The sequence below is a fragment of the Neobacillus sp. DHD-1R genome (assembly GCF_057747995.1).
This window is the reverse complement of the sequence record NZ_CM173232.1, coordinates 3,945,161-3,971,031: the sequence shown is the minus strand read 5'-3', so window position 1 is coordinate 3,971,031 and position 25,871 is coordinate 3,945,161. Positions and strand designations below refer to the sequence as shown.

Below are 25,871 nucleotides of genomic sequence, written 5' to 3'. Positions count from 1 at the left end.
AAGCAGTTAAGGGAAATTATCACCATGGATGGACTTAAAACTGGTGATAAGATACCTTCAGAACGAGAATTGTCGGAGCGCCTGAATTTCGGGCGCTCTTCCGTTCGCGAAGCACTTAGAGCCTTGGAATTACTGGGCTTAATCGAAACAAGAAGAGGCGAGGGTACCTTTATTCGCGACTTTCGCGGTCATCAGTTAGTCGAACTGCTGAGTACGTTTATTTTGCAGGATGAAAAAGCAAAACATGATGTTTTTGAGACAAAAAATTATATTGAGATGGATTGCCTTCGTTTAGCATTACAAAGAGAGAACAATCAGAAAATCGAAAACTTGAAAGAATGGGTAAAGGCAGCAGACATCTTTACGGATGATGAATTTTTTCATCGAATTATTGAGATTTCTGATAATCACCTTTTCTTAAGAATGTGGTTAATTTTAAAAGAATATTATTATTCACTGGTAGCAGCCCATGTCGTATCCGTGCGGGAAGACTATCTCGTTCTGTTAGAGGCTTTAGAGGATAAGGATCTTATCAAAACACTTACTGCTTATTGTAAACTTCGAAATTTGTCTTACTCTAACGACAAATACTAACAGATTTTGAATTTTTTTTATTTTATAGTGGAAGTTACAAGCCCTCATGATAAGGGTATTTTTTAACCTTTTAGTGGTCTGACCACTTTTAAGCGAACAGGTATGAAGTTCAGGCAGGATAGAAAGACTTCTGAATAGCATAAGATGGAGAATCTTGCCATTTGGCAGGTCGCGTATCACAAGGGAGGTTTTATTTTGGCGCTTAAAGATCTTTTTGTAAAAAATCAACCAAAAAAGAAAAAGTATGCAACAATTCCTACTGAAACAGCTAAAACTGACGTACCTGAAGGAATTATGTCTAAATGTCCTTCATGTAAGAAAATTATGTATACAAAAGAATTAGTGAAAAACGCTAAAGTTTGTTTACATTGTGGTTTTCATTTTCAAATGAATGCTAGTGAGAGAATTGATAGCTTTTTGGACGAAGGCAGCTTTGTTGAAATGAATGAGGACATGCTATCTAAAAATCCACTTGATTTTCCTGACTACCTTGAAAAAATTGAAAAAGACCGGCAAAAAACTAAATTAAACGAGGCTGTTGTAACAGGGATAGGAACCGTCAACGGTCATAAGATGGTCATAGCCATTATGGATGCTTCCTTCCGAATGGGAAGCATGGGGTCAGTTGTTGGCGAAAAAATAACGCTTGCGATTGAAAAAGCAGATGAACTTTCACTTCCATTCATCATCTTTACCGCTTCTGGCGGTGCGAGAATGCAGGAAGGTGCATTAAGCTTGATGCAAATGGCTAAGACTAGTGTGGCATTAAAGAGATTTAGTAATAATGGCGGTTTAATTATTTCGATGATGACTCACCCGACAACTGGTGGTGTCTCAGCAAGCTTCGCGTCATTGGGTGATTATAATTTTGCTGAACCAGGGGCATTAATTGCTTTTGCCGGCCGAAGAGTAATTGAACAATCCATTCGTGAAGAATTGCCGGAGGATTTTCAAACCGCTGAATTTCTTTTGAAGCATGGGCAGCTCGATGCTATTATTTCTCGCACTGATTTAGTTGAGAAAATCACAAACATTTTAGACATTCATCAACCTGGAGGTGAGCTCGAATGGTAGGGGAGTTAGCATTTGAACGCCCAATCGTGGAGTTAAGAAAGAAAATCACGGAATTAAAAGAGTTCACGAAAACGGCTGATGTAGATTTAAGCTCTGAAATAAAAAAATTAGAAGTTCGGCTCGTAAAGCTTGAGCAGGACATTTATGAAAATATTAGTCCTTGGGATCGGGTGCAAATAGCTCGTCTTCCGAATAGACCAACAACACTTGATTATATCTCGTTTCTTTTTGAAGGTTTTTTTGAATGTCATGGCGATCGAACCTTCGCTGATGATGAAGCCATCGTTGGAGGGGTAGCAAAATTTAATGGACTACCAGTTACGGTTATTGGTCACCAACGGGGAAAAGATACGAAAGAGAATATTCGTAGAAACTTCGGTATGCCGCATCCGGAAGGCTACCGAAAAGCACTTCGGCTTATGAAACAAGCTGATAAATTTAATCGCCCCATCATTTGTTTTATTGATACAAAGGGAGCATACCCTGGAAAAGCTGCTGAAGAACGCGGTCAAAGCGAGGCGATCGCTCGTAACCTGTTTGAAATGGCAGGTCTTCGGGTTCCTGTTATTTGTATCGTGATTGGTGAAGGCGGCAGTGGTGGTGCACTTGCCCTTGGAGTGGGCAATCGCATTTATATGCTTGAAAACTCGACATATTCCGTTATCTCTCCTGAAGGAGCTGCGGCGATTTTGTGGAAGGACGCATCGCTTGCCAAAAATGCAGCCGAAACAATGAAAATTACCGCCCCTGACTTAAAAGAACTTGGGATTATCGATGATATTATTCCAGAAATGAAGGGCGGAGCTCATAAGGATATCAAGAAGCAGGCAGAAGAAATCGAAAAAGTACTGAAAACCTCACTCCAAGAATTGCTTAAACTATCAGAGGATGAGTTAATTGCTGATCGTTATAATCGTTTCAGGACAATCGGTGAATATACGGTTACGAAGGATTTTATTGGGGTAAATTAAAAAAATTGTGCTCTTTTTGGGCACGATTTTTTTAATGGACGCGTTCACAAATATTTCACGTAAAATTCCTAAAATAGATGATGATAGCGATTACAAATGAAAATAAAACGGTTTCATTAAACTAATTATTCCGTCTATTGTAATTACTAATATGAATCGGTTGTTAAGCTGATTTCTACATGTTATTTTATAATTATTCGTAGGTTTTATGTTCATAATAAATGAAGTGACTTGAAAACGGGTATTATATTGAGATTGGCAATGAAAGTGTACATAAGTTTTCTTATTCCATGATCGAGGTGATAAACATGAATAAAATAGGGGTACTTACGAGCGGCGGCGACTCCCCAGGGATGAATCCGGCAATACGTGCGGTTGTCCGAAAAGCAATTTTTCATAATTTAGAGGTTTATGGTATATATGGTGGTTATGCTGGGTTAATATCCGGAAATATAAAAAAGCTTGAGCTTGGTTCTGTTGGTGATATCATTCACCGAGGCGGTACCATGCTTCAATCAGCTCGTCTTCCCGAATTTAAAAATAAAGAAGTCCAACAAAAAGGAATTGAACAGCTTAAAGCCCATGGCATTGAAGGGCTTGTTGTTATTGGCGGCGATGGCTCCTATCGCGGAGCAAAAGCTTTAACTGAGCAAGGCTTCCCATGTGTGGGTGTACCGGGAACCATTGATAATGACATTCCAGGAACCGAATTGACAATTGGATTCGATACGGCTTTAAATACAGTTATCGATGCCATTGATAAAATTCGTGATACAGCAACATCGCATGAAAGAACCTTTGTTATTGAAGTCATGGGACGTAATGCCGGTGACATTGCCTTGTGGTCAGGACTTGCAGGCGGGGCTGAGACGATTTTAATTCCGGAAGAGAATTATGATATGGAAGAAATAGCAGAAAGGCTTAAAAGTGGTACAGAACGCGGGAAAAAGCATAGTATCATTGTCGTTGCCGAAGGAGTGTGCAGTGGTTACGAATTTGCACGTGAGCTTCAAGAAAAAACAAATTGTGATACTAGAGTATCTGTATTGGGGCATATGCAACGCGGCGGTTCGCCAACTGCAGCAGACAGAGTACTTGCCAGCAGATTAGGGGCTAGAGCAGTTGAGCTTTTAATTGCAGGAAAGGGCGGACGTGCTGTCGGAATTGAAGGAAATCAGATAGTAGACTATGACATCATTGAAGCGCTGCAAAGAAAACATACCTTGGATCTTGATTTATTCAGACTGTCCAAAGAATTATCAATTTAAGAAAAAACATAAGTCTTTTCTAAAATATAGGAGGAAAAACTAGCATGCTACGAAAAACAAAAATTGTTTGTACGATTGGTCCTGCAAGTGAAAGTGTAGAGAAATTAACTCAATTAATTAATTCCGGAATGAACGTTGCCCGGTTAAATTTTTCCCATGGAGATTTCGAGGAACATGGCGCACGAATTAAAAATATCCGAGAAGCGGCAAAGCAAACTGGAAAAACAGTTGCGATTCTACTTGATACAAAAGGTCCGGAAATTCGTACAAATAATATGCAAAACGGTGCATTAGAACTAAAGTCAGGGGAAAATATCATTGTTTCCATGACTGAAGTGGAAGGAACGACAGAAAAATTTTCTGTTACATACCCTGGCTTGATTGAGGATGTACATGTCGGATCAAAAATTCTTTTAGATGATGGGTTAATTGGTCTCGAAGTTACAGAAATCGATCAAACAAATAAAGAAATTTATACCAAAATTCTTAACAGCGGAACCTTGAAAAATAAAAAAGGTGTTAACGTACCGGGCGTTTCAGTTAATTTACCGGGCATTACAGAAAAGGATACACAAGATATTCTTTTTGGAATCGGACAAGGGATTGATTTTATTGCTGCCTCCTTCGTTAGACGTGCAAAGGATGTTCTAGAAATCCGTCAACTGTTAGAAGATAACAACGCTACTCATATCCATATAATTCCAAAGATTGAAAACCAAGAGGGCGTAGATAACATTGATGAAATTCTTGAAGTCTCTGATGGATTAATGGTTGCTCGTGGAGACCTTGGCGTAGAAATCCCTGCGGAAGAGGTACCACTTGTTCAAAAGATGTTAATTAAAAAATGTAACTCGCTTGGAAAACCTGTTATTACAGCAACACAAATGCTTGATTCCATGCAACGTAATCCACGTCCGACTCGTGCTGAAGCAAGCGATGTAGCCAATGCCATTTTTGATGGTACGGATGCGATCATGCTTTCTGGTGAAACAGCAGCAGGCCTCTATCCAGTGGAAGCCGTTCAAACAATGCATAATATTGCATCTCGAGCCGAATCTGCTTTAGATCATAGAGAAATTTTATCCAGCCGCAGCAAAGATACAGAACACAATCTTACTGATGCGATTGGTCAATCAGTTGCACATACAGCCTTAAATCTTGAAGTGAAATCGATTATTACACCAACAGAAAGCGGTCATACAGCTAGAATGATTTCTAAATATCGTCCAAAAGCAGCTATTGTTGCTGTGACAGCTAATGAACATGTTTGCCGCCGGTTACAGCTTGTTTGGGGCGTTTATCCGCAGTTCGGAAGTATGTGTTCATCTACTGACGAAATGCTTGAAAATGCTGTCGAAGTCAGCTTAAACAGCGGTATCGTAAAACATGGTGATTTAGTTGTTATCACAGCTGGTGTTCCTGTAGGTGAAGCAGGTACAACGAATATGATGAAGATCCATGTAATTGGCGATATCATCACAAAAGCACAAGGGATTGGCCGCAGATCTGCTTTTGGTAAAGTCGTACTTGCCAATGATGCAAAGGAAGCTTTAGAAAAAGTAAAACCAGGTTCGATTCTTGTTACGCTCGGATCCGATCGTGATATGGTTCCGGCAATTGAAAAATGTGCTGCCCTTATTACTCAAGAGGGTGGTTTAACAAGCCATGCCGCGGTTGTTGGTTTAAACCTAAGCATTCCTGTCATCGTTGGCGTAGACCGTGCCCTAGAATTGTTTACGGATGGTCAAGAAATAACGGTTGATGCTGCTAGAGGAATTATTTATAACGGCCATGCGAGTGTTTTATAAAATTAGCAGAATAGATTAGGCCCTCAAGCTTAGTCTTTTAATTAAAAAAGAGGATGTCCCGGTACAAAGGGTCAGCCCCCGCAACCTCAACCTAGCGCTGAACTTTCCTGATAAGCGATTAGATATTGAGTGTTTAATGTGGGGTCAGACCCTTTCCCTTTGAGACATCCTCTTTTTTTAAACTTCTTTCCCTTTAATAAATGCCCATACATCATGGAACACATTTGCTCGATAGAGAGTGCTAATAATAACAAGAGTCACAGGACCGACTATTAATCCTAAAAATCCGATTAGTTTAAAGCCGACAAACAACGCGATGAGTGTTGCTAATGGATCAAGACCAATATTGGATGACAGGATTTTTGGTTCCATAATTTGCCGCTGAACAAGGACAATAATATAAAGAACACCTAAACCAAGGGCAAGCCCTGTATCACCACTTATGGCTGCATAAATAATCCACGGCACAAACACTGCACCTGTTCCTAGGTAGGGAATAATATCAACAATACCTGTTGCTAATGCAATGGTAATTGCATAGTCTACTCTAAGTATTAGCAGCCCAATTAAAATGATTACCGTCGTAATCGATATAAGTGTTAACTGTGCTTTAATAAAACCAAATAAAGCTTTTTTTAAGTCAACAAAAACAGTCTTACTACTTGTTTTTGCCTTTTCAGGTAAAAGCCGACCACCCAATGCTGATAAGCGATACCAATCTTTACTAATAAAAAAGGTTGCCAATAGTGAAAAAATAAGGACCGTTGCAGCATTCGGAAACCAAGATAAGATATTTGGGATATTACCAAACAAATTTTTAATAAATGTGCCGACTGTTGAACCGATTCTTGTCCCGACATTTTGGATATTTTCAATAATGGTATCTTTTTGACCTGCATCCAATTTATTAAAGACACTTGTTAATTGGTTGTATAGTGGAATGATTTGAGCAGTAAAATAATTCTCGATATAATCAATGAGCGTTACCAGGTGTTCAGGAACAACTGTTGCCAGATAGGCAGTCCCAGAGACAATTTCGGCTACTAAAAGAGTAATGAATCCCGCAAACAAAGCAAATACAATAATTAATGAGATTAACACAGCGAGGACGCGGGGCATCTTTGCCTTTTTTTCAAGAAGGTCCACAAGCGGATTAATCATAAAGGCAATAATGAGCCCAATTAAAAATGGGTACGTTACGGTAGACAAAAAATAAAAGGCATAAAGTGCCAAAAAAACCGCACCAACCACGAGAATAAATCGTATTGTCCGGTTTATGTATTTAGAACTCAAAATCAGGCCTCCTTTTTTTGAATATTATAATTTTAGTTTACCATCTTCCAATACATCTGCATAATTTTCCAAAGAATTTATTCTCTAAAAATTATTCCTCACACATTCTAGTAATGGAAGAGAATAAAATTGACTAGTAAAACTGAAAAACATTGTTCTCAATACTTTTATATATGTTATGGTACGATAATTTGAAATAGGATGGTGAAAAGTATGCTAAACGAACCATTTTTATTCCTCTTACTTATTCTTGTGATTGGCTTAATCGCTAAAAACAGTTCTTTAATGATTGCGATTATCGTTCTAATTTTATTAAAGGTAAGTGGATTGGAGACTAAGTCTTTTTCTTTTTTACAATCAAAAGGAATTAATTGGGGGGTCACGATCATCACCATTGCCGTATTAGCACCGATTGCAAGTGGAGAAATAGGATTTAAGGATTTAACGGGAGCATTTAAAACGCCATTAGCATGGATTGCTCTTATATCTGGCATTCTCGTCGCTTTACTGGCTAAAGGGGGAGTAAAGCTGTTAGCGGATGACCCTCAAGTTACAACAGCATTAGTTCTCGGGACCATTTTGTCTGTTTCTATTTTTAAAGGGGTTGCGGTTGGTCCGTTAATTGGTGCTGGAATTGCATATACAGCCATGAAAATTTTTGGTTTTTTTAGTTAGATTTTTTGTGAAATAATATTTTTTTTGCATTTTTCATCGTCTTTCCATTCACAAAAATCTGATAATTGTTTATAATAGGCTTGTAAGCGTATCCTTTTTTTACATAAACCTTATATAAATACTGAATTACTTGTAAAATAATGTTTTAATGTGAGTGAAAGGGCATACACTTTATTTGCGTATATACCGAGCAACCGCTCAGTTAATTTAAGGGGAAACGAATAGTAGAGTAGAGTTACTAACTATTAGAGAAAAAGAGTAATTTATGCCGCTGAAATGCCCATGGGTGGCTCGACAGTTGGCAAGTTTTATGCGAAGTTAAGGAGTAGTGGGGAAATCCAGAATGCAAAGGAGAGATTTTTATGACAGTAACACGCGGTCTTGAAGGGGTAGTGGCAACAACATCATCTATCAGCTCAATTATTGATGACACGTTAGCATATGTTGGCTATGACATTGATGATTTAGCAGTCAATGCCAGCTTTGAAGAGGTAATTTATTTATTATGGCACCGCCAATTGCCCAATGCTGAACAGTTAGCAGAATTAAAACAACAATTAGCTGAAAATTCAGCATTACCACCAGAGGTCATTGAACACTTTAAAATGTACCCGATTCAAAAGGTTCATCCAATGGCAGCACTTCGCTCAGCTGTTTCATTACTAGGACTTTATGATGATGAAGCTGATTTAATGGATGAGGAAGCAAACTATCGAAAAGCGGTACGACTTCAAGCGAAAATGCCAGCGATTGTGACAACTTTTGCTCGTGTAAGAAAAGGTCTTGACCCAATTGCTCCTAGACAAGATTTAAGCTTTGCAGCAAACTTCCTCTACATGTTAACAGGTAAAGAACCTGCTCCGATTGCTGTAGAAGCCATCAATAAGGCATTGGTCCTACATGCGGATCATGAATTAAATGCATCTACCTTTACTGCACGTGTATGTGTGGCTACATTATCGGATGTCTATTCTGGTGTCACATCTGCCATTGGTGCTTTAAAAGGACCACTACACGGCGGCGCAAATGAGGCTGTTATGAAAATGCTTACCGAAATTGGCACACTTGAAAATGTAGAGCCATATGTTCGTGGTAAGCTTGAAAATAAAGAAAAAATTATGGGCTTTGGCCACAGGGTTTATCGCAAAGGGGATCCTCGTGCAAAGCATTTAAAGGAAATGTCCAAAAAACTAACAGAGCTGACTGGTGAACCACATTGGTACGATATGTCAGTTAAGATTGAAAGCATCGTTACTGGCGAAAAGAATTTACCGCCAAACGTTGATTTTTATTCAGCATCTGTTTACCATAGCTTAGGAATTGACCACGATTTAATGACACCTATTTTTGCTGTAAGCCGTGTTTCTGGCTGGTTAGCACACATTTTGGAACAATACGATAACAATCGCCTAATCCGTCCTCGTGCAGAATATACAGGACCTGGTATGCAAAAATATATTCCGATTGAACAAAGAGATTAATATTTTACTTTTTTCAAAAAAATTGTTTCAATAGTATTGTATGAAAGGTTAGAGGTACAACTCTCTAACCTTTGATTCAGTCTTTGATATACCAACGAAAGCGGAAGTTCACTAGCCGCTGTGCGCTGGAGCTGAATACGAACAAAGGTTGAAAGTTATACATATCTGAAGGGGGAACTACACAATGCAAGGTGAAAAAATCACAGTTACTAATGGAGTATTAAATGTACCAAACAATCCAATTATCCCGTTTATTGAAGGAGACGGTATTGGACCTGATATTTGGGCTGCTTCCGAGAGAGTTTTAAATGCAGCAGTAGAAAAAGCCTATAAAGGTGAACGTCAATTAGTATGGAAAGAAGTTTTAGCTGGAGAAAAGGCGTTTAATCAAACTGGCGAATGGCTTCCAAAAGAAACACTCGATGTAATCAATGAATATTTGATTGCAATTAAAGGCCCGCTAACAACTCCTGTAGGCGGAGGCATTCGTTCATTGAACGTGGCTCTGCGTCAAGAGTTAGATCTATTTGTATGCTTACGTCCTGTAAGATGGTTTGAAGGTGTTCCTTCACCTGTTAAGCGTCCTCAAGATACTGATATGGTTATTTTCCGTGAAAACACTGAAGATATCTATGCTGGAATCGAATATGAAAAAGGAACAGAAGCTGTTAAAAAAGTAATCGACTTCCTTCAAAATGAAATGGGTGTTAATAAAATCAGATTCCCTGAAACTTCAGGTATTGGTATTAAGCCTGTGTCTGAACAAGGTACAACACGTCTTGTCCGTGCAGCGATTAATTATGCAATTAAAGAAGGCCGTAAATCCGTTACACTTGTGCATAAAGGAAATATTATGAAATTCACAGAAGGCGCATTTAAAAACTGGGGCTATGAGCTTGCAGAAAAAGAATTCAGCGACAAAGTGTTTACTTGGGCACAATATGACCGCATTAAAGCAGAACAAGGCACAGATGCTGCAAACAAAGCACAAGCTGATGCTGAAGCTGCTGGCAAAATCATCGTAAAGGATGCTATTGCGGATATCTTCTTACAACAAATCCTTACGCGTCCACGTGAGTTTGATGTTGTGGCTACAATGAACTTAAACGGTGACTTTATTTCAGATGCTCTTGCAGCACAGGTTGGCGGTATCGGTATTGCTCCAGGAGCAAACATCAACTATGAAACTGGACATGCTATTTTCGAAGCAACTCACGGAACTGCACCAAAATATGCTGGCCTAGATAAAGTTAACCCATCTTCAGTTATTTTATCAGGTGTGTTATTACTTGAGCACTTAGGCTGGAATGAAGCAGCCACTATGGTTATCAAATCAGTGGAAAAAACGATTGCTTCTAAAGTTGTAACCTATGATTTCGCTCGTTTAATGGATGGAGCAACAGAAGTAAAAACTTCAGAATTCGCTGATGAATTAATCAAAAACATGGAATAAGAACAAAAGTGCAAGAGACCGATTAGCTGCGATTGCATCTGATGAGTTTAGCGAGGAAGACTAGTGGCTGGGAGTAGGGTTGGATATTCTTAATGGGCCGTTTTTTATTCAGCCCATTACTAGAATTTTTTAATACGAAAAAAGGGGAGAGTCACAATGTCGTTAAAACGTAAAAAGGTTTCTGTAATCGGCGGCGGTTTTACTGGAGCAACAACTGCTTTTTTACTAGCTCAAAAAGAACTAGGTGATGTGGTTTTAGTTGATATCGCTCCAATGGAAAACCCTACAAAAGGTAAAGCATTAGATATGCTTGAAGCAAGTCCTGTTCAAGGGTTTGATGCTAATATTACTGGTACAGCTAACTATGAAGATACTCGCGATTCTGATATCGTTGTAATCACAGCAGGGGTTGCACGTAAACCAGGGATGAGCCGTGATGATTTAGTACAAATCAACCAAAAAGTAATGAAAAGTGTAACACAGGAAATTGTTAAATTTTCTCCAAACTGTACAATTGTTGTTTTAACAAACCCAGTTGATGCCATGACTTACACAGTATTCAAGGAATCAGGTTTCCCTAAGAATCGTGTAATCGGTCAATCGGGTGTTCTTGATTCAGCTCGTTTCCGTACATTTGTGGCCCAGGAATTAAACCTTTCTGTAAAAGATGTTACAGGCTTTGTTCTTGGCGGGCACGGTGACGATATGGTGCCACTTGTACGCTATTCTTACGCGGGCGGTATCCCCTTAGAAACGTTAATCTCTAAAGACCGCTTAGAAGCCATTGTTGAACGTACAAGAAAAGGCGGCGGTGAAATCGTTAACCTCCTTGGTAACGGCAGTGCATATTATGCACCGGCAGCTTCTCTTGTTGAAATGTGTGAAGCCATTTTAAAAGATCAACGTCGTATTTTACCGTCCATTGCTTATCTCGAAGGTGAGTTTGGTTATGAAGGTATTTACCTTGGTGTACCAACGATCCTTGGTGCTAATGGTATTGAAAAAGTAATCGAATTAGACCTTACTGCTGACGAAAAGGCTGCATTGGATAAATCGGTAGAATCCGTACGTAATGTTATGCAAGTGTTAGTATAAATCAGATATTAAGATTCGGGGTCACGAGCTGTCCCCGAATTTCTCTATCTATATAATTGAAATCGCTTACAGAAAGGTGTGATTGAATGCTTTTAGGGAAAAAGAGAAAGTTAGGGCGAAGAATTGAAGAAATAAATGTAGGTGAAAAATTAGTGTTAACGGAAAAAATTGAAGATAAGGATCTCCTCCTATACCTTGGATTAACCGATGATGCGAACCCTCTCTATATCCAACATGACTATGCGTCTCAAACTCCATTTGAAAAACCGATCGTGCCAAGCATCATGCTAACGGGCATCATTACCTCTGCCATCTCAAAATATTTACCTGGCCCAGGAAGCCACGTGATTAGTCAAAATATTACCTTTCTAAAGCCCGTCTATCATTATGCGACAATCGAGTTTCTTCTTGAAGTGATTGACGTCGATCTTCAAGAACATTATGTAATCGTTAATGTAGTGGGGACGAATGAAAAAAATGAGACTGTGATCACAGGAAAGCTCAAGGTTTGCCCGCCTTATCAGTTAGAGGATATACATGGGAAGGTATTGGATAATTTTTGATTACCATTTTTATGGTAATGAAAAGAACAAACGTTATAGGACAGCTTGATTTGTTCTCATGAGTTGCTCATGAGAACAAAAAAGCTAGATGAGAAGATAACTGTGTCCCCATAGAGCGATCATGAGGACAAGAAAGCTAACCGAGAGGATAACCATGTCCCCATAGAGCGTTCATGAGGACAAAAAGGCTAACCGAGAGGATAACCGTGTCCGCATAGAGCGTTCATGAGGACAAAAAAGCTAACCGAGAGGATAACCATGTCCCCATAGAGCGTTCATGAGGACAAAAAAGCTAACCGAGAGGATAACCATGTCCCCATAGAGCGTTCATGAGGACAAAAAAGCTAACCGAGAGGATAACCATGTCCGCATAGAGTGTTCATGAGGACATAGATTCAAAACGCAAAGCATACCGTGTCCGTATGTGTTGTTCATGAACAAAGAACACAATCTCAATCAATCGTTAACATAGTATGAATATTTCCCATGCCCAATCCGCTTAAACTTCTTTGTTAATATTCTATTAATCATCTTCTTCGACCCAACTCCCCCACACCATTCATAAACACCATTAGTAGTAATCCTTCTTTCCGGAAACAAAAGTTTAATTTCCTCCACACATCGTAAAACAGCAGATTCGATCGCTTCTCGATGCCCGCAATCCCCACACACTAATTTCTTCTCAGCAGAAATAAACATGGAAAATGATTTACAAGTTACACAAGTTACCCCTTTTCGAAGTTGTTGATAGTTATAGGCAGGGATTTTGGAATATGGAACGTCTATTTGATGTAATGAAACGAGTTTGTCAGCAAGTTTTTTATCACGATTGTTTAATTTTGAGGGTACCGTGTTTAATTTTTTCATTAATTGAGGTACCTGTGAAGGATAAATAATCGGCTCGTTTAGGGGAGCTTGATATAGGGTAAACTCGGGGTTAATAAAAACAACATAAGCTTCGATGGGAATGTTAAATCCTAGACTTTGAAGTAATTGGCGGAGCAGGGATTTGCTTCGATGTAACTGGTGTAGTGGATTTTTTATTTCCTTACCAAAGATCGTCTCTAATCTGTCTTTTTCAGCATTAAAACAAAAGTCTCCTTCATAATTTTTCACTTCGAAATAGTATAATGTTCCATGAAAGATAAGGGAAGAATCAAGTTGAAACTTAGTATTGTTAATCTCCAAGAGTAAATCATTTAAAATAAAGCAGTCACTTTGAAGATTTTCCGTTAATAAATCAAACTGGGCTTCTCCTTCAAAACCTTTTTCTTGATATAAATAATATTTTTTCTCCTCAATAGTTAATTCCATTCGAGTGTTTAAAATCTTGAGAATCTTTAGTAATATTGGTTCTGTGCGAGGTTTAAAAGCCATACTCCACTTCCTTTTTAATTGATAAATTCATTTTATAAAAAATAAAACAAAGCACGGAAGTAAAACATGACTATTTTGTTAATTTTTACAAAATGATGAAAGCATTTGCATTTTTAGGAATCAGTCTTAAAACTAGATAATCTACAATCCTTATATATATAATAAAGATATCTAGTAAAGTGGGGGTTATTATGAAAAATAAAGTACTAGTTGTCGATGATGAACAGTCTATTGTAACTTTGCTTCAGTACAATCTGGAACAGGCAGGCTTTGAGGTTATTACGGCTATGGATGGTGAAGAGGGAAAGCGGATAGCGGAAGCAGAGTCCGTGGATATGATTATTTTAGATCTTATGCTGCCAAAAATTGATGGGATGGATGTTTGCAAACAGCTTCGTCAAAAAAGTATTATGACACCAATTTTAATGTTAACAGCAAAAGACGATGAACTTGATAAAATAATCGGACTCGAGCTTGGAGCTGACGACTATATGGTCAAGCCCTTTAGTCCTCGAGAGGTCATAGCCCGTGTTAAAGCCATATTAAGAAGAACACAGGTTCAAGCTGATGCGGAAACTGTGAATGATCAGTTAGAGGGACAAATTAAAATCGGAAAGTTAACGGTTTATCCTGAAAAATATGAAGCTTATTTTGCGGAAAAATTGTTAGAACTAACCTTAAAGGAATTTGAGTTACTATTATATCTTGCCCAAAATAAAGGCCGAGTGTTAACAAGGGATCAATTGCTTAGCGCTGTTTGGAATTATGACTTTGCTGGCGATACTAGAATTGTCGATGTTCATATTTCACATCTCCGAGAAAAAATCGAAGAGGAAACGAAGAAACCTGCTTATATCAAAACTATTCGTGGCCTTGGCTACAAGCTGGAGGAGCCAAAAGGAGAATGACAAAGTTTCGAACTAGGATTTTCATACCACTAATATCTTTAATAAGTATCGTATTAGTTGGAATTGGAATACTGCTAGGTCAGTTATTTAAAAATGACTTCTTAGATTCATTGAGTGAACAAATAAAAGTGGAAATATGGTGGACTCTTGCAATCTTTATTGGGTTTGCTGTGATTGTCATTCTTATCCTGGGACTACGGATAAACTCAAGGTATACAAGACCGATTAAAGAGGCTACTGAAGTAGCAATAGAATTGGCAAATGGAAACTATCGTGCCAGAACAAAAGTTAACCGATTCAATGATACCGGGATGTTAGGGTCATCCATTAATATGCTGGCAGAAAATCTTCAAGAGCTCACTAAAACAAGAGAAATACAACAGGATCGTTTACAAGCATTGATTGAAAATATGGGTGCTGGTTTAATCCTCATTGACAGTCGCGGGTATATAAATCTTATTAATAAGGGCTTTGTTGATCTTCTTCATATAAATCCAAAAGAGTATCTTAATAAACTCTATTATGAAGTGATTGATTTTGATGAAATCTGCCAACTCACGGCAGAAGTATTTCGATCAGAACAAAAGGTAAACAAACAAATTCAAATTCCATTATTTATTGAACGTAAATATTTTGTGGTTTACGGTGTACCGATTATTGGGGCAAACAATGTGTGGAAAGGAGTATTACTTGTTTTTCACGATATTACTGAATTAAAAAAACTGGAGAATACGCGCAAGGATTTTGTTGCTAATGTTTCACATGAGTTAAAAACCCCTGTAACATCGATTAAAGGATTTACTGAGACCCTTTTGGATGGAGCAATGAATAATAAGGAAACCTTAGAGTCATTTCTCGGAATTATTTTAAAAGAGAGTGACCGGCTTCAAGCATTGATTCAAGAACTCCTGGAGCTTTCAAAAATAGAGCAGCATGGCTTCCAGTTGAATATACAGGAAGTGGATTTATACTTGCTTCTTGAAGACGTTATAAAACTGCTTGGCGGCAAAGCAGAGGAAAAAAATATTAGCATGGAATTTTATTGCAAACAATCATCCGTGAAAATAAAAGGTGACTTTGATCGTTTAAAACAAGTGTTTATTAATTTGATTGGCAATGCTATTACATATACACCAGTTGAAGGGGATGTGAAAATCATTCTTGTCGACTATGATGAAAATGTTCGGATTCATGTAAAAGATACTGGTGTAGGAATAAAAAAAGAAGAAATTCCGCGGATATTCGAACGGTTTTACCGAGTTGACCGCGCTAGAAGTCGTAACTCCGGCGGGACAGGTCTGGGATTAGCCATTGTGAAACATTTAGTTGAAGCCCATCATGGCCATATAAGTGTTCGGAGTAAAGTAGGCGAGGGCAGCGAATTTATCATTGAGCTGCAGAAGAATTGATTTTTGGATGGTGAAGTAAATGGAAAAGAAAAAGCTTGTGCTGATTGACGGGAACAGTATCGCCTATCGTGCTTTTTTTGCACTCCCACTCCTTAATAATGATAAAGGAATACATACAAACGCAGTTTATGGCTTTACAATGATGCTGATGAAGATTTTAGAGGATGAAAAACCAACCCACATCCTTGTTGCTTTTGATGCGGGGAAAACAACCTTTCGTCATAAAACCTTTGGAGAATACAAAGGCGGACGACAAAAAACGCCGCCGGAGCTGTCGGAGCAATTTCCGTTCATTCGTGAACTGCTCGATGCCTATGGAATTTCAAGATATGAACTTGAAAATTATGAAGCCGATGATATTATTGGCACCCTATCGCTGACAGCGGAACAGGATGGCTATGAAGTAAAAGTAATCTCAGGAGACAAGGATTTAACTCAGCTTTCTTCTCCAACTACAACAGTTGGGATTACGCGCAAAGGGATTACAGATATTGAAGAGTATACACCAGAACATGTGGCAGAGAAATATGGTCTTGCACCAGTCCAAATTATCGATATGAAGGGCTTAATGGGTGACCAATCCGATAATATTCCAGGGGTTCCAGGTGTAGGCGAAAAGACAGCCATAAAACTGCTAAAAGAGTTTTCAACATTAGAAAATCTGTTAAGTTCAATTGATCAAGTCAGTGGAAATAAATTAAAAGAAAAATTAGCAGAATTTAAAGATCAAGCACTCATGAGTAAAGAATTAGCGACAATTGAACGCCAGGCACCGGTGGAAGTTAATATAGATACGATTGCTTATGAAGGTTTTATACGAGAAAAATTAGTTTCTTTATTTAAAGAATTAGGCTTTCACTCATTATTGGACAGGCTTGGTGAAGATGATTCCGTAATCGAAGAGCAGGTGCTTGAAGATATTGAATATGTCATTCCCACAGAAATAACGGAAGAAATATTTGCGGATATCAATTATTTTTACGTAGAACTGCTCGATGATAATTATCATTATGCAAATATTATTGGTTTTTCACTTGTAAATGAGCAGGGACATTATTACTTGCCGACAGAGCAAGCCTTGCAATCTGAGGCTTTTAAAAAGTGGGCTGAGGATGAAAATAAGCAGAAAATCGTTTATGATGCCAAGCGTACTGAAGTTTCCTTACGAAGATATGATATCCATTTAAAAGGCGCCGATTTTGATATTCTCATGGCTTCATATCTCATCAATCCTTCGGAAAACATTGAAGATCTAGCAGCCATTGCAAAAAGGTATAACATCCATAATATTCAATCAGATGAGTCATTTTATGGAAAGGGCGCCAAACGCAGGGTTCCTGAGAATTCTATGCTTGCAGAACATCTTGTTCGTAAGAGTCTAACCATGTTTGATTTAAAAGAAAAGCTTGAGGATGAACTAAGAAGTAATGAACAATATGAATTATTTACGGAACTTGAAATGCCTCTATCTTTAATTTTAGCGGATATGGAATCGTGCGGCATTAAAGTGGAACGAGAACGACTTCAAACCATGGGAAAAGAATTGAATCAACGTCTCATTGAAATCGAAGAGAAAATTTGTGAATTAGCGGGTGAAAAATTTAATATTAATTCACCAAAGCAGCTGGGTATCATTTTATTTGAAAAATTGGGCTTGCACTCCTTTAAGAAAACAAAGACTGGTCATTCGACTTCGGCAGATGTTTTAGAAAAATTAGCGGAAGATCATGAAATCATAGAGTATATTCTTTTGTATCGTCAATTAGGAAAGCTTCAATCGACTTATATTGAAGGTCTGCTAAAAGTGATAAATCCGAAAACAGAAAAGGTTCATACCAGATACCAACAAACGTTAACAGCAACCGGCAGGTTAAGCTCGATTGATCCAAACCTGCAAAACATCCCGATCCGTTTGGAGGAAGGCCGCAAGATTCGGCAGGCATTTGTCCCGTCAGAAGAGGGTTGGGTTATTTTTGCTGCGGACTATTCACAGATTGAACTGCGTGTCCTTGCTGATATCGCTGGTGATGAAAAACTGATTCAGGCGTTTAAGGATGATATGGATATTCATACAAAAACCGCCATGGAGGTCTTTCACGTTGATAAAGATGAGGTCACCTCTAATATGCGACGTCAGGCCAAGGCCGTAAACTTTGGAATCGTCTATGGTATTAGTGACTATGGTCTTTCTCAATCATTGGGCATCACACGGAAAGAGGCTGGTCAATTTATTGATCGTTACCTGCATACCTATCCTGGAGTAAAGGAATATATGGATGACATTATTCACTCAGCCAGACAAAAAGGCTATGTGACCACATTAATGCAAAGAAGACGCTACCTGCCTGAAATCACGGCCCGTAATTTTAATATAAGAAGTTTTGCAGAACGAACTGCGATGAATACACCAATTCAGGGCAGTGCAGCTGATATTATTAAAAAAGCAATGATTGATATGGACGAAGCCTTAAAGGATAAAGGCTTGAAGACACGTCTTTTACTTCAGGTCCATGATGAATTGATTTTTGAGGCTCCTGAGGACGAAATTGAAATACTTAAGAAATTAGTCCCTTCCGTGATGGAAAATGCCCTTGAGTTAAAGGTGCCGTTAAAAGTGGACTATGCGTATGGACCAACATGGTTTGATGCTAAATAAAAAGGGGGATCTAGTTTGCCAGAGCTTCCTGAGGTAGAAACAGTTCGAAAAACATTAAAAAAACTAGTGCTTAATAAGGAAATCAAAAACATTACCGTTTATTGGCCAAAAATCATTAAGAATCCTGTTGAGGTGGAACAATTTATTGATGCCTTAAAAGGGGAGACCATTATCGATGTCGGCCGTAGAGGGAAATTTCTAATTATCTATACCCATCAGTTTGCATTGGTATCTCATTTACGTATGGAAGGCAGGTACGGATTATATCCAAAAGACGAGCCATTCGATAAGCATACCCATGTGATTTTTCATTTTACAGATGAGACTGAATTAAGGTATCGTGATGTCCGTAAATTTGGGACGATGCATCTTTATAAAAAAGGCGAAGAATTCTTGAAGCCTCCGTTGATTGAATTAGGTCCGGAACCATTTTCCGACGAGTTTACGAAAGAATACCTAGCCGAAAAATTAAAGAAAACGAATCGAAAAATTAAAACGGCATTACTGGATCAAAAGCTTTTTGTGGGGCTGGGAAATATCTATGTGGATGAAGCGCTTTTTCGCTCCGGCATTCATCCAGAGAGACTTGCCAGTACACTGAATGATGAGGAAATAACCATGCTTCATCGTGAAATTGTAGCAACCTTAAGCGAAGCTGTGAAAAAAGGGGGAAGCACCATTCGTTCCTATGTTAACTCACAAGGTGAAATCGGTATGTTTCAACTAGAGTTATACGCATATGGACGTAAAGGTGAGGCATGTAAAATTTGCGGAACCCCGCTTGAGAAATCGACGGTTGGGGGCAGAGGCACCCATTTTTGCCCCAACTGTCAAAAATGATAAAAAATTGGGTTAGCTTTTAGCGTATTCCCCTTGCTCAAAGGGTTTCTTTAATCTCAGTTGAGGCACGAGGCCATACGCCGCTAAACGGGCGCTTGCGCTTTCTTACAATTGAATAACATTGGATGGGCTCCTGCCATATACTATCGTAATGATTTTGGAGGAAGGAGCCCTAGACATCATGTTTCAATTGTTCTCACTGCTCATTTTAGCGTTTGCGCTCAGCCTTGATAGCTTTAGCGTTGGATTTACCTATGGGTTGAGGAAAATGGTTATGCCGATTAAGTCTGTCCTAATTATCGCAACATGCTCGGCTGTCTCATTAATGATTGCTGTGTCAATTGGACATGGCTTGGAAAAGATTTTAACACCTGGTATCACGGCAAGTTTAGGAGGAATCATTTTGATTGCTCTCGGGGCCTGGGTACTATACCAATTTTTTCGACCAGAAAAAGAAAAAGAAATGCTGAAACACGAAAAAACTATTGTGAATTTTGAAATCCAATCATTGGGATTAGCGATTAACATCTTAAAGAAACCGATGTCAGCTGACTTTGACCAATCTGGAACTATTACTGGTATTGAAGCTATGATGTTGGGTTTTGCCTTGTCATTAGATGCTTTTGGTGCGGGAATTGGGGCTGCCATGCTTGGGTACTCACCCTTTTATTTAGCCGTTACCGTCGCCATTATGAGCTCCTTATTTGTCCTTTTTGGGATAAAAAGCGGAATGTTTTTTCATAAATTCGAATGGATACAAAAGTTTACATTTCTACCGGGGATCTTGTTAATAATCATAGGGGTCTGGAAATTATGAGTGTAGAAAGGAAAAGAGTATGTCACTAGTTATCGGTTTAACAGGCGGAATTGCCAGTGGAAAAAGCACAGTTTCTAATATGTTTAAAGAAATGAAAATTACCGTGGTTGATGCAGATGTAGAAGCACGCCTGGCTGTTATGAAGGGTGAAGCGGCATACTTGCGGATTATTGCTGAATTTGGCAAGGAGATTTTATTAGAGAATGGGGAAATTGATCGTCAAAAACTTGGCTCCATTATCTTCCGCCAAGCAGATAAACGACAGCTCTTAAATGACATTACCCATCCTGAAGTTAGAAAAAGAATGATGGAACAGGTTGAAAAAGCTAAAGAGAACAGAGAAGAGGTTGTTGTGTTAGACATCCCCTTATTGTTTGAAAGTAAGCTAACCTATATGGTGGAAAAGACCCTGCTGGTGTATGTCGACAACGAAACACAGCTGCAAAGATTAATAGAAAGAAATAACTATTCAATTGATGATGCTAAAGCAAGAATTAGTTCCCAGATGCCTTTGGCAGAGAAAGTTGTGCTTGCAGATGCTGTGATTGATAATAATGGATCACTAGAGGAAACAAAACGACAGCTCCATATGGTGTTATCCGAATGGGGAATTAATAAAGAATATAAGTAAGCTGAGAAGGTGTCTCCACCTTCTTTTTTTTATGGAAAACATCATAAATCACATTAATAGCATGCAAATAACGAAATATGATTACATTAATGTAAAAATTTTAAAAAATCCGCCATTAATTCATCACATTTACACCTAAATATGTTATACTAATTACAACAATACAAGTTAAAAGTATAACATTAATGCGGAAGGGGACGTAAAATGAAGGCGAGAGTTGCAATTAATGGATTTGGGAGAATTGGAAGGATGGTTTTTAGAAAAGCGATCCTTGATAATAAGCTTAATATTATCGCACTAAATGCAAGTTATCCAGCTGAAACATTGGCTCATTTACTTAAATATGACACGAACCATGGACCATTTCAGGGAGAGATTATCCCTTTAGATAATGAGTTAATTGTTAATGGAAAAAGAATTAAGTTATTAAATAACAGAAATCCGGAAGAACTTCCGTGGCGGGAACTTGGAATTGATATTGTGATTGAAGCAACTGGAAAATTTAATGCCCGTGAAAAGGCTGCACTTCACCTAGAAGCAGGTGCCAAGAAAGTTATCTTAACTGCACCAGGTAAAAATGAAGATGTAACGATTGTGATGGGTGTTAATGAAGAGATGCTGGATGTTACGAAACATGATATTATATCAAATGCTTCCTGTACAACGAACTGCTTAGCGCCAGTGGCAAAGGTGTTAGACGAAAAATTTGGGATTGAAAGTGGTCTAATGACTACTATTCATGCCTACACAAACGATCAAAAGAATATTGATAATCCCCATAAAGATCTACGCAGAGCCCGTGCATGTGGACAATCTATCATTCCAACCACAACTGGTGCGGCCAAAGCATTATCCCTTGTTTTACCACAGTTAAAAGGGAAATTGCATGGTATGTCGTTGCGTGTGCCTACACCAAACGTTTCACTTGTAGATTTAGTTGTCGACCTTAACAAAGATGTGACCATGGATGATATTAATAATGCATTTAGGGAAGCATCTCATGGCGCACTAAATGGAATTTTGGATGTCACAATGGAACCATTAGTTTCTGTTGATTTCAATACAAATGAACATTCAGCAATTATTGATGGTCTTTCGACAATGGTAATGGGGACAAGAAAAGTGAAGGTTTTAGCATGGTATGACAATGAATGGGGCTATTCATCCCGAGTTGTTGACTTAGCGGAGTATGTAACCGAGGAGATCGCTAAACTGTCTCAAGTGAAGGTTGGTTAAAGAAAAGAATGTGTAGTTGACTTATGAAACAAGCAAAAGTTCTTTAATTTTTATAAAATAAATTACTCAAGAGGTGTACCAATTGTACACCTCTTTTTATATTTTTACTGGAATGTTGTAAACTAAGGATAGAGATGAATAGTTGGAGGGTTATTATGTCGATGTTAGGGAATCTTTTCACACGGTTTAGTAAGCAAATTGAAACTTCTGATCAAAACAAGGATGACTCCTTGAAAACCCATTATTATAAGGGTACGTTTAATCAATTATTTGGATCGGTTGAAAAGCTGTTTCATGATGATGCAGATTGCCGAGTGTCAACTATATCTAAGGAGCACGGAGAGATTGCAGTGGAGGTTAGTAAGCCCATTCCTTGTTTCTTGATTGTTACCATTGTTTCTGTAAAACCAATGGAAACGGCAATAGATTTTAATATCTCATCCGAGAAATTATCCTTTGTCGGAATTTATCCTCATTTAAAAAAGCTAATCCATTTCTATTATGGGAGAATCAATCAAATACATAACCTTGTCGGAATTAGAAAAAACTCGTAATACTTCTACTTGTATAAAGGCTTGCTTTTTTATAAGATAAAAGTAGGATATTGTTCGGGAGTTTTTGGCTTTACATTTATATTTTTGGGAGCATATATTCAACTACGCCCTGTCATCACCCCAAGAGGGTTTTCGCTAGTCGGCGAGTTTTCTTTAATCAGATTTGGAGTTGATTTAAACAATGAAGTGTCCCTCATGTCAAAATTATGGTACACGTGTGCTCGATTCCCGACCTGTTGATGAAGGACGTGCAACACGGAGAAGAAGAGAGTGCGAGGAATGCGGTTATCGATTTACAACGTTCGAGAAAATCGAGGAGATTCCGCTGATTGTGGTAAAAAAAGAAGGAACGCGAGAAGAATTCAGCCGGGATAAAATCCTTCGTGGGTTGATTAAGGCATGTGAGAAACGGCCTGTAGCATTAAAAGAATTAGAAGATATCACACATGGTGTCGAAAAGGATCTTCGAAGTCAGGGGATTTCTGAAATTAAAAGTGAAGCAGTTGGCGAAATGGTTATGGACAGGCTGGCCCATGTAGATGAAGTTGCCTATGTAAGATTCGCATCTGTTTACCGTCAATTTAAGGATATTAATGTTTTTATTGATGAATTAAAAGAATTGATTAAAAAAGAAAAATCTTGAGAAGGAGCTAAAAGTTTTGGCTCTTTTCTTAATTTATAGTGGAAGGGTTGGAATGAAATGACGCAGCATTGGCAGGAAATTCTTCCTATCGACCGTTATATTGTTGCCGCCAATGGGCTGTTACATGAATATGATCGTAAAGTGCTGACGTTTTTATATCAGCCATTGGTTGGATCAACTTGTTTTAGTTTGTATATGACACTTTGGGCAGAGCTTGAAGAAAATCGACTTTGGTCTGAATCATCATCTCATCACTTATTAATGAATCTCATGGGAATGAATCTAAAGGAAATTTACGATGCCCGTTTAAAACTAGAGGGGATTGGTTTAATCAAAACGTATGTTAAATCGGTTGACGGAGATCGTTCATTTATTTATGAACTGCATCCGCCTCTAAATCCTGAGCAATTCTTTTTAGATGGGATGTTAAATATCTATCTTTACCGTAAGATTGGAAAAACACATTTTGCTCGTCTTAAACGATTTTTTACTGACCAGGAAAAACCGAAAGGGAATGAATATCATGATGTGACCAGAGCCTTTCAGGATGTGTTTGAGTCGGCCACACCTAGTAGTCTGCAATATTTACAGGATATTTCTGGAGAGCTTGAAACAGGTGAAAACCAACAATTTATCGGTCGAAAGGAAACAAATCCGATTCAAGTGGATCAGCAGACCTTTGATTTTGATTTGTTAACGGCTGGTCTGAATGAGTCGCTTGTACCCCAAAAGGCGTTAACTCCAAAGGTGAAACAAGTGATTAGCAATCTTGCATTTTTGTATAATATTGATGCCATTGAAATGAAAAACTTTATTTTAGGTGCCATTAATGAACATGAAGAAATTGATATTGAGGAATTGAGAAAAGGGGCCCGAGATTGGTACCAATTTGTCAATTATGATCAACTTCCAAGTCTTATTAACCGAACCCAGCCAATCGTTCATCAAGTTCAGGTCACGGAGCCGAAAACACAGGAAGAAAAGTTAATTCGTTCCTATGAGACTACCGCGCCATTGATTGTTTTTAAACAAATTTCTGGCGGTGTCGAGCCCTCCAATGCTAATTTGAAAACGTTAGAAGAAGTGATGCTTAAATATCAGCTTCTTCCAGGTGTTGTCAATGTATTGATTGAGGTTGCGATGAAAAAAACAGACATGAAATTTTCTAAAGCATATGTTGAGACGCTGGCGAGCCATTGGGCACGAAAACAAGTCAAAACGGTGAAGGAAGCAATGGAACTCGCTAAGAATGAGTTTCGCGCGGCGAAAACTGATAACAAAAAGACTGGCAAAGGCGGCTATAAAAAGCCAATTCGGACTGAACTCATTCCTGACTGGTTTGATGAAAGCCCGACTGCAAATGCTAACGGCAGTTCACAAGAAAACCATCCAGAAGATGAAGAGAAAAAGCGAGCCATTAAAGAAAAATTAAAGGCTTTTAGGAAGTAGGATGTGATTAAGATGGAAAAAATAAACAGAACATTACAGCGCCTAAACTCGAATCCGAACTTTCAAAAACGCTACCAGGCGCAGCGCCAGGCAGTACTAAATAATGGGGAAATCAAGGCATTTTTAGCTGAGCATCAAGAAGAGATTACACAAGATATGATTGAGAAAAGCATGAGTAAGCTATTTGAATATACTAACCAAAGCAAGGAATGTGACCGCTGTGTGAGTCTTGAGGGCTGTATCAATTTTATGAAAGGGTATCACCCTGAATTGGTTCTAACGAGAAATTCGATTGATGTGGTCTATAAGCAGTGCCCAAGAAAAATTATGGCAGATGAAAAAAAGAAAAATGAAAAGCTAATTAAAAGTCTGTATGTACCTAGAGATATATTAGAGGCAACCTTTGAGGACTTTGATGGCGATTCTGGGAGACTGGACGCAGGCGATAAGGCTGCAACTTTTTTAATGAATTATGAAGCTGGTAAAAAAGCAAAAGGTCTATATTTATATGGAAAATTTGGTGTAGGTAAATCCTATATCTTAGGGGCGATTGCGAATGAACTGGCTAATAAGCAGATTTCATCCATGATTGTTTATGTACCAGAATTATTAAGGGAAATGAAAAGTTCAATTGCTGATTCGACCTTAAATGAAAAAATTGAAGCATTGAAAAAAGAACCAATCTTAATGCTTGATGATATTGGGGCTGAGGCTGTTTCTAGCTGGACAAGGGATGAGGTTCTAGGTCCAATCCTGCAATTCCGGATGCTGGAGAGCCTTCCTACCTTTTTTACCTCAAACTTTGATTTAAAAGGGCTCGAGCACCATTTAACCTATAGCCAGCGTGGAGAAGAAGAGAAAATGAAAGCTCGCCGAATCATGGAGAGGATCCGAACCTTAAGTGAGCCGGTGTTAGTAGATGGACCAAACCGAAGATAAGAACATGATTTAGGATTGCCGCAAACGCCGGCAGTCCTTTTTAGTTAAAAGGAAAGATGGATTCGCTCCGTTCCATTTCCAGCGTTAAAAATTTACAGAGGTAAAAAGCAAAAAGCGAGTGTCAGCATACTTCTATT

23 protein-coding genes are annotated in these 25,871 nt (G+C 38.4%); 21 read left to right on the top strand and 2 right to left on the bottom strand.

Annotation, left to right across the window (positions count from 1 at the left end; genetic code table 11):
* Nucleotides 1-24 precede the first annotated feature (24 nt).
* The 5 genes from AC3ANL_RS19585 to pyk all read left to right on the top strand — a co-directional run bounded on the left by AC3ANL_RS19585 (nucleotide 25) and on the right by pyk (nucleotide 5,715).
* Nucleotides 25-594 carry a FadR/GntR family transcriptional regulator gene (locus tag AC3ANL_RS19585; RefSeq protein ID WP_488329781.1) on the top strand — a complete coding sequence of 190 codons (570 nt, stop codon included), beginning with the start codon at nucleotides 25-27 and terminating at the stop codon, nucleotides 592-594.
* Between the two features lie 144 nt (nucleotides 595-738).
* Entirely contained in the window at nucleotides 739-1,668 is a 930-nt protein-coding gene (gene accD, locus AC3ANL_RS19580) for an acetyl-CoA carboxylase, carboxyltransferase subunit beta (protein ID WP_488326059.1), read from the top strand.
* Complete coding sequence (gene accA / locus AC3ANL_RS19575) at nucleotides 1,662-2,639, top strand: acetyl-CoA carboxylase carboxyl transferase subunit alpha (RefSeq protein WP_488326058.1); 978 nt, start codon at nucleotides 1,662-1,664, stop codon at nucleotides 2,637-2,639. Before accD ends, accA begins: the two co-directional genes overlap by 7 nt.
* Before the next feature lie 308 nt (nucleotides 2,640-2,947).
* Complete coding sequence (gene pfkA, locus AC3ANL_RS19570; RefSeq protein ID WP_488326057.1) at nucleotides 2,948-3,907, top strand: 6-phosphofructokinase; 960 nt, start codon at nucleotides 2,948-2,950, stop codon at nucleotides 3,905-3,907.
* Nucleotides 3,908-3,951: 44 nt separating this feature from the next.
* Nucleotides 3,952-5,715, top strand: coding sequence for a pyruvate kinase (gene pyk / locus AC3ANL_RS19565; RefSeq protein WP_488326056.1), 1,764 nt, complete (start codon nucleotides 3,952-3,954; stop codon nucleotides 5,713-5,715).
* Between the two features lie 177 nt (nucleotides 5,716-5,892).
* On the opposite strand, the gene ytvI is transcribed toward pyk, so the two are convergent.
* Nucleotides 5,893-7,008: a sporulation integral membrane protein YtvI gene (gene ytvI, locus AC3ANL_RS19560; protein ID WP_488326055.1), complete on the bottom strand. Its 1,116-nt coding sequence runs from the start codon at nucleotides 7,006-7,008 to the stop codon at nucleotides 5,893-5,895.
* A 213-nt stretch (nucleotides 7,009-7,221) separates the two neighbouring features.
* Here ytvI and AC3ANL_RS19555 point away from each other — a divergent pair, with 213 nt between their 5' ends.
* From AC3ANL_RS19555 to AC3ANL_RS19535, 5 genes are all read left to right on the top strand, one after another.
* Entirely contained in the window at nucleotides 7,222-7,683 is a 462-nt protein-coding gene (locus AC3ANL_RS19555; protein WP_488326054.1) for a DUF441 domain-containing protein, read from the top strand.
* A gap of 362 nt (nucleotides 7,684-8,045) precedes the next feature.
* On the top strand, nucleotides 8,046-9,164 hold the full coding sequence (gene citZ / locus AC3ANL_RS19550) for a citrate synthase (RefSeq protein ID WP_488326053.1): 1,119 nt from the start codon (nucleotides 8,046-8,048) through the stop codon (nucleotides 9,162-9,164).
* A 184-nt stretch (nucleotides 9,165-9,348) separates the two neighbouring features.
* Nucleotides 9,349-10,617: an NADP-dependent isocitrate dehydrogenase gene (gene icd / locus AC3ANL_RS19545; RefSeq protein ID WP_488326052.1), complete on the top strand. Its 1,269-nt coding sequence runs from the start codon at nucleotides 9,349-9,351 to the stop codon at nucleotides 10,615-10,617.
* A 156-nt stretch (nucleotides 10,618-10,773) separates the two neighbouring features.
* Entirely contained in the window at nucleotides 10,774-11,712 is a 939-nt protein-coding gene (gene mdh / locus AC3ANL_RS19540; protein ID WP_488326051.1) for a malate dehydrogenase, read from the top strand.
* Nucleotides 11,713-11,798: 86 nt separating this feature from the next.
* Complete coding sequence (locus AC3ANL_RS19535) at nucleotides 11,799-12,275, top strand: MaoC/PaaZ C-terminal domain-containing protein (RefSeq protein WP_488326050.1); 477 nt, start codon at nucleotides 11,799-11,801, stop codon at nucleotides 12,273-12,275.
* A 456-nt stretch (nucleotides 12,276-12,731) separates the two neighbouring features.
* Here AC3ANL_RS19535 and AC3ANL_RS19530 read toward each other — a convergent pair whose 3' ends face one another.
* Nucleotides 12,732-13,652, bottom strand: a complete 921-nt coding sequence (locus AC3ANL_RS19530; protein WP_488326049.1) for a nuclease-related domain-containing protein — start codon at nucleotides 13,650-13,652, stop codon at nucleotides 12,732-12,734.
* Nucleotides 13,653-13,843: 191 nt separating this feature from the next.
* Between AC3ANL_RS19530 and AC3ANL_RS19525 the strand changes: the two genes are divergently transcribed.
* From AC3ANL_RS19525 to dnaI, 11 genes are all read left to right on the top strand, one after another.
* Entirely contained in the window at nucleotides 13,844-14,560 is a 717-nt protein-coding gene (locus tag AC3ANL_RS19525; protein WP_488326048.1) for a winged helix-turn-helix domain-containing protein, read from the top strand.
* Nucleotides 14,557-15,969, top strand: a complete 1,413-nt coding sequence (gene pnpS / locus AC3ANL_RS19520; RefSeq protein WP_488326047.1) for a two-component system histidine kinase PnpS — start codon at nucleotides 14,557-14,559, stop codon at nucleotides 15,967-15,969. Before AC3ANL_RS19525 ends, pnpS begins: the two co-directional genes overlap by 4 nt.
* Nucleotides 15,970-15,988: 19 nt before the next feature.
* Nucleotides 15,989-18,625, top strand: coding sequence for a DNA polymerase I (polA, locus tag AC3ANL_RS19515; protein ID WP_488326046.1), 2,637 nt, complete (start codon nucleotides 15,989-15,991; stop codon nucleotides 18,623-18,625).
* Nucleotides 18,626-18,640: 15 nt separating this feature from the next.
* The gene (mutM, locus tag AC3ANL_RS19510; RefSeq protein WP_488326045.1) at nucleotides 18,641-19,465 is read left to right on the top strand and encodes a DNA-formamidopyrimidine glycosylase; all 825 of its coding nucleotides are present in this window, start codon (nucleotides 18,641-18,643) and stop codon (nucleotides 19,463-19,465) included.
* 181 nt (nucleotides 19,466-19,646) lie between these two features.
* A complete protein-coding gene (gene ytaF, locus AC3ANL_RS19505) occupies nucleotides 19,647-20,282 on the top strand; it encodes a sporulation membrane protein YtaF (RefSeq protein WP_488326044.1) in 636 nt (211 codons plus the stop codon).
* Between the two features lie 19 nt (nucleotides 20,283-20,301).
* Nucleotides 20,302-20,913, top strand: a complete 612-nt coding sequence (coaE, locus tag AC3ANL_RS19500; protein ID WP_488326043.1) for a dephospho-CoA kinase — start codon at nucleotides 20,302-20,304, stop codon at nucleotides 20,911-20,913.
* A gap of 204 nt (nucleotides 20,914-21,117) precedes the next feature.
* Complete coding sequence (locus AC3ANL_RS19495; RefSeq protein WP_488326042.1) at nucleotides 21,118-22,149, top strand: glyceraldehyde-3-phosphate dehydrogenase; 1,032 nt, start codon at nucleotides 21,118-21,120, stop codon at nucleotides 22,147-22,149.
* Between the two features lie 155 nt (nucleotides 22,150-22,304).
* On the top strand, nucleotides 22,305-22,703 hold the full coding sequence (locus AC3ANL_RS19490; RefSeq protein ID WP_488326041.1) for a hypothetical protein: 399 nt from the start codon (nucleotides 22,305-22,307) through the stop codon (nucleotides 22,701-22,703).
* 181 nt (nucleotides 22,704-22,884) lie between these two features.
* Complete coding sequence (gene nrdR, locus AC3ANL_RS19485) at nucleotides 22,885-23,346, top strand: transcriptional regulator NrdR (protein ID WP_144564449.1); 462 nt, start codon at nucleotides 22,885-22,887, stop codon at nucleotides 23,344-23,346.
* A gap of 57 nt (nucleotides 23,347-23,403) precedes the next feature.
* Nucleotides 23,404-24,795 (top strand): replication initiation and membrane attachment family protein, encoded by a 1,392-nt coding sequence (locus tag AC3ANL_RS19480; protein WP_488326040.1) that lies wholly within the window; start codon nucleotides 23,404-23,406, stop codon nucleotides 24,793-24,795.
* A gap of 12 nt (nucleotides 24,796-24,807) precedes the next feature.
* On the top strand, nucleotides 24,808-25,734 hold the full coding sequence (gene dnaI, locus AC3ANL_RS19475; protein ID WP_488326039.1) for a primosomal protein DnaI: 927 nt from the start codon (nucleotides 24,808-24,810) through the stop codon (nucleotides 25,732-25,734).
* The last annotated feature ends 137 nt before the right edge of the window (nucleotides 25,735-25,871 follow it).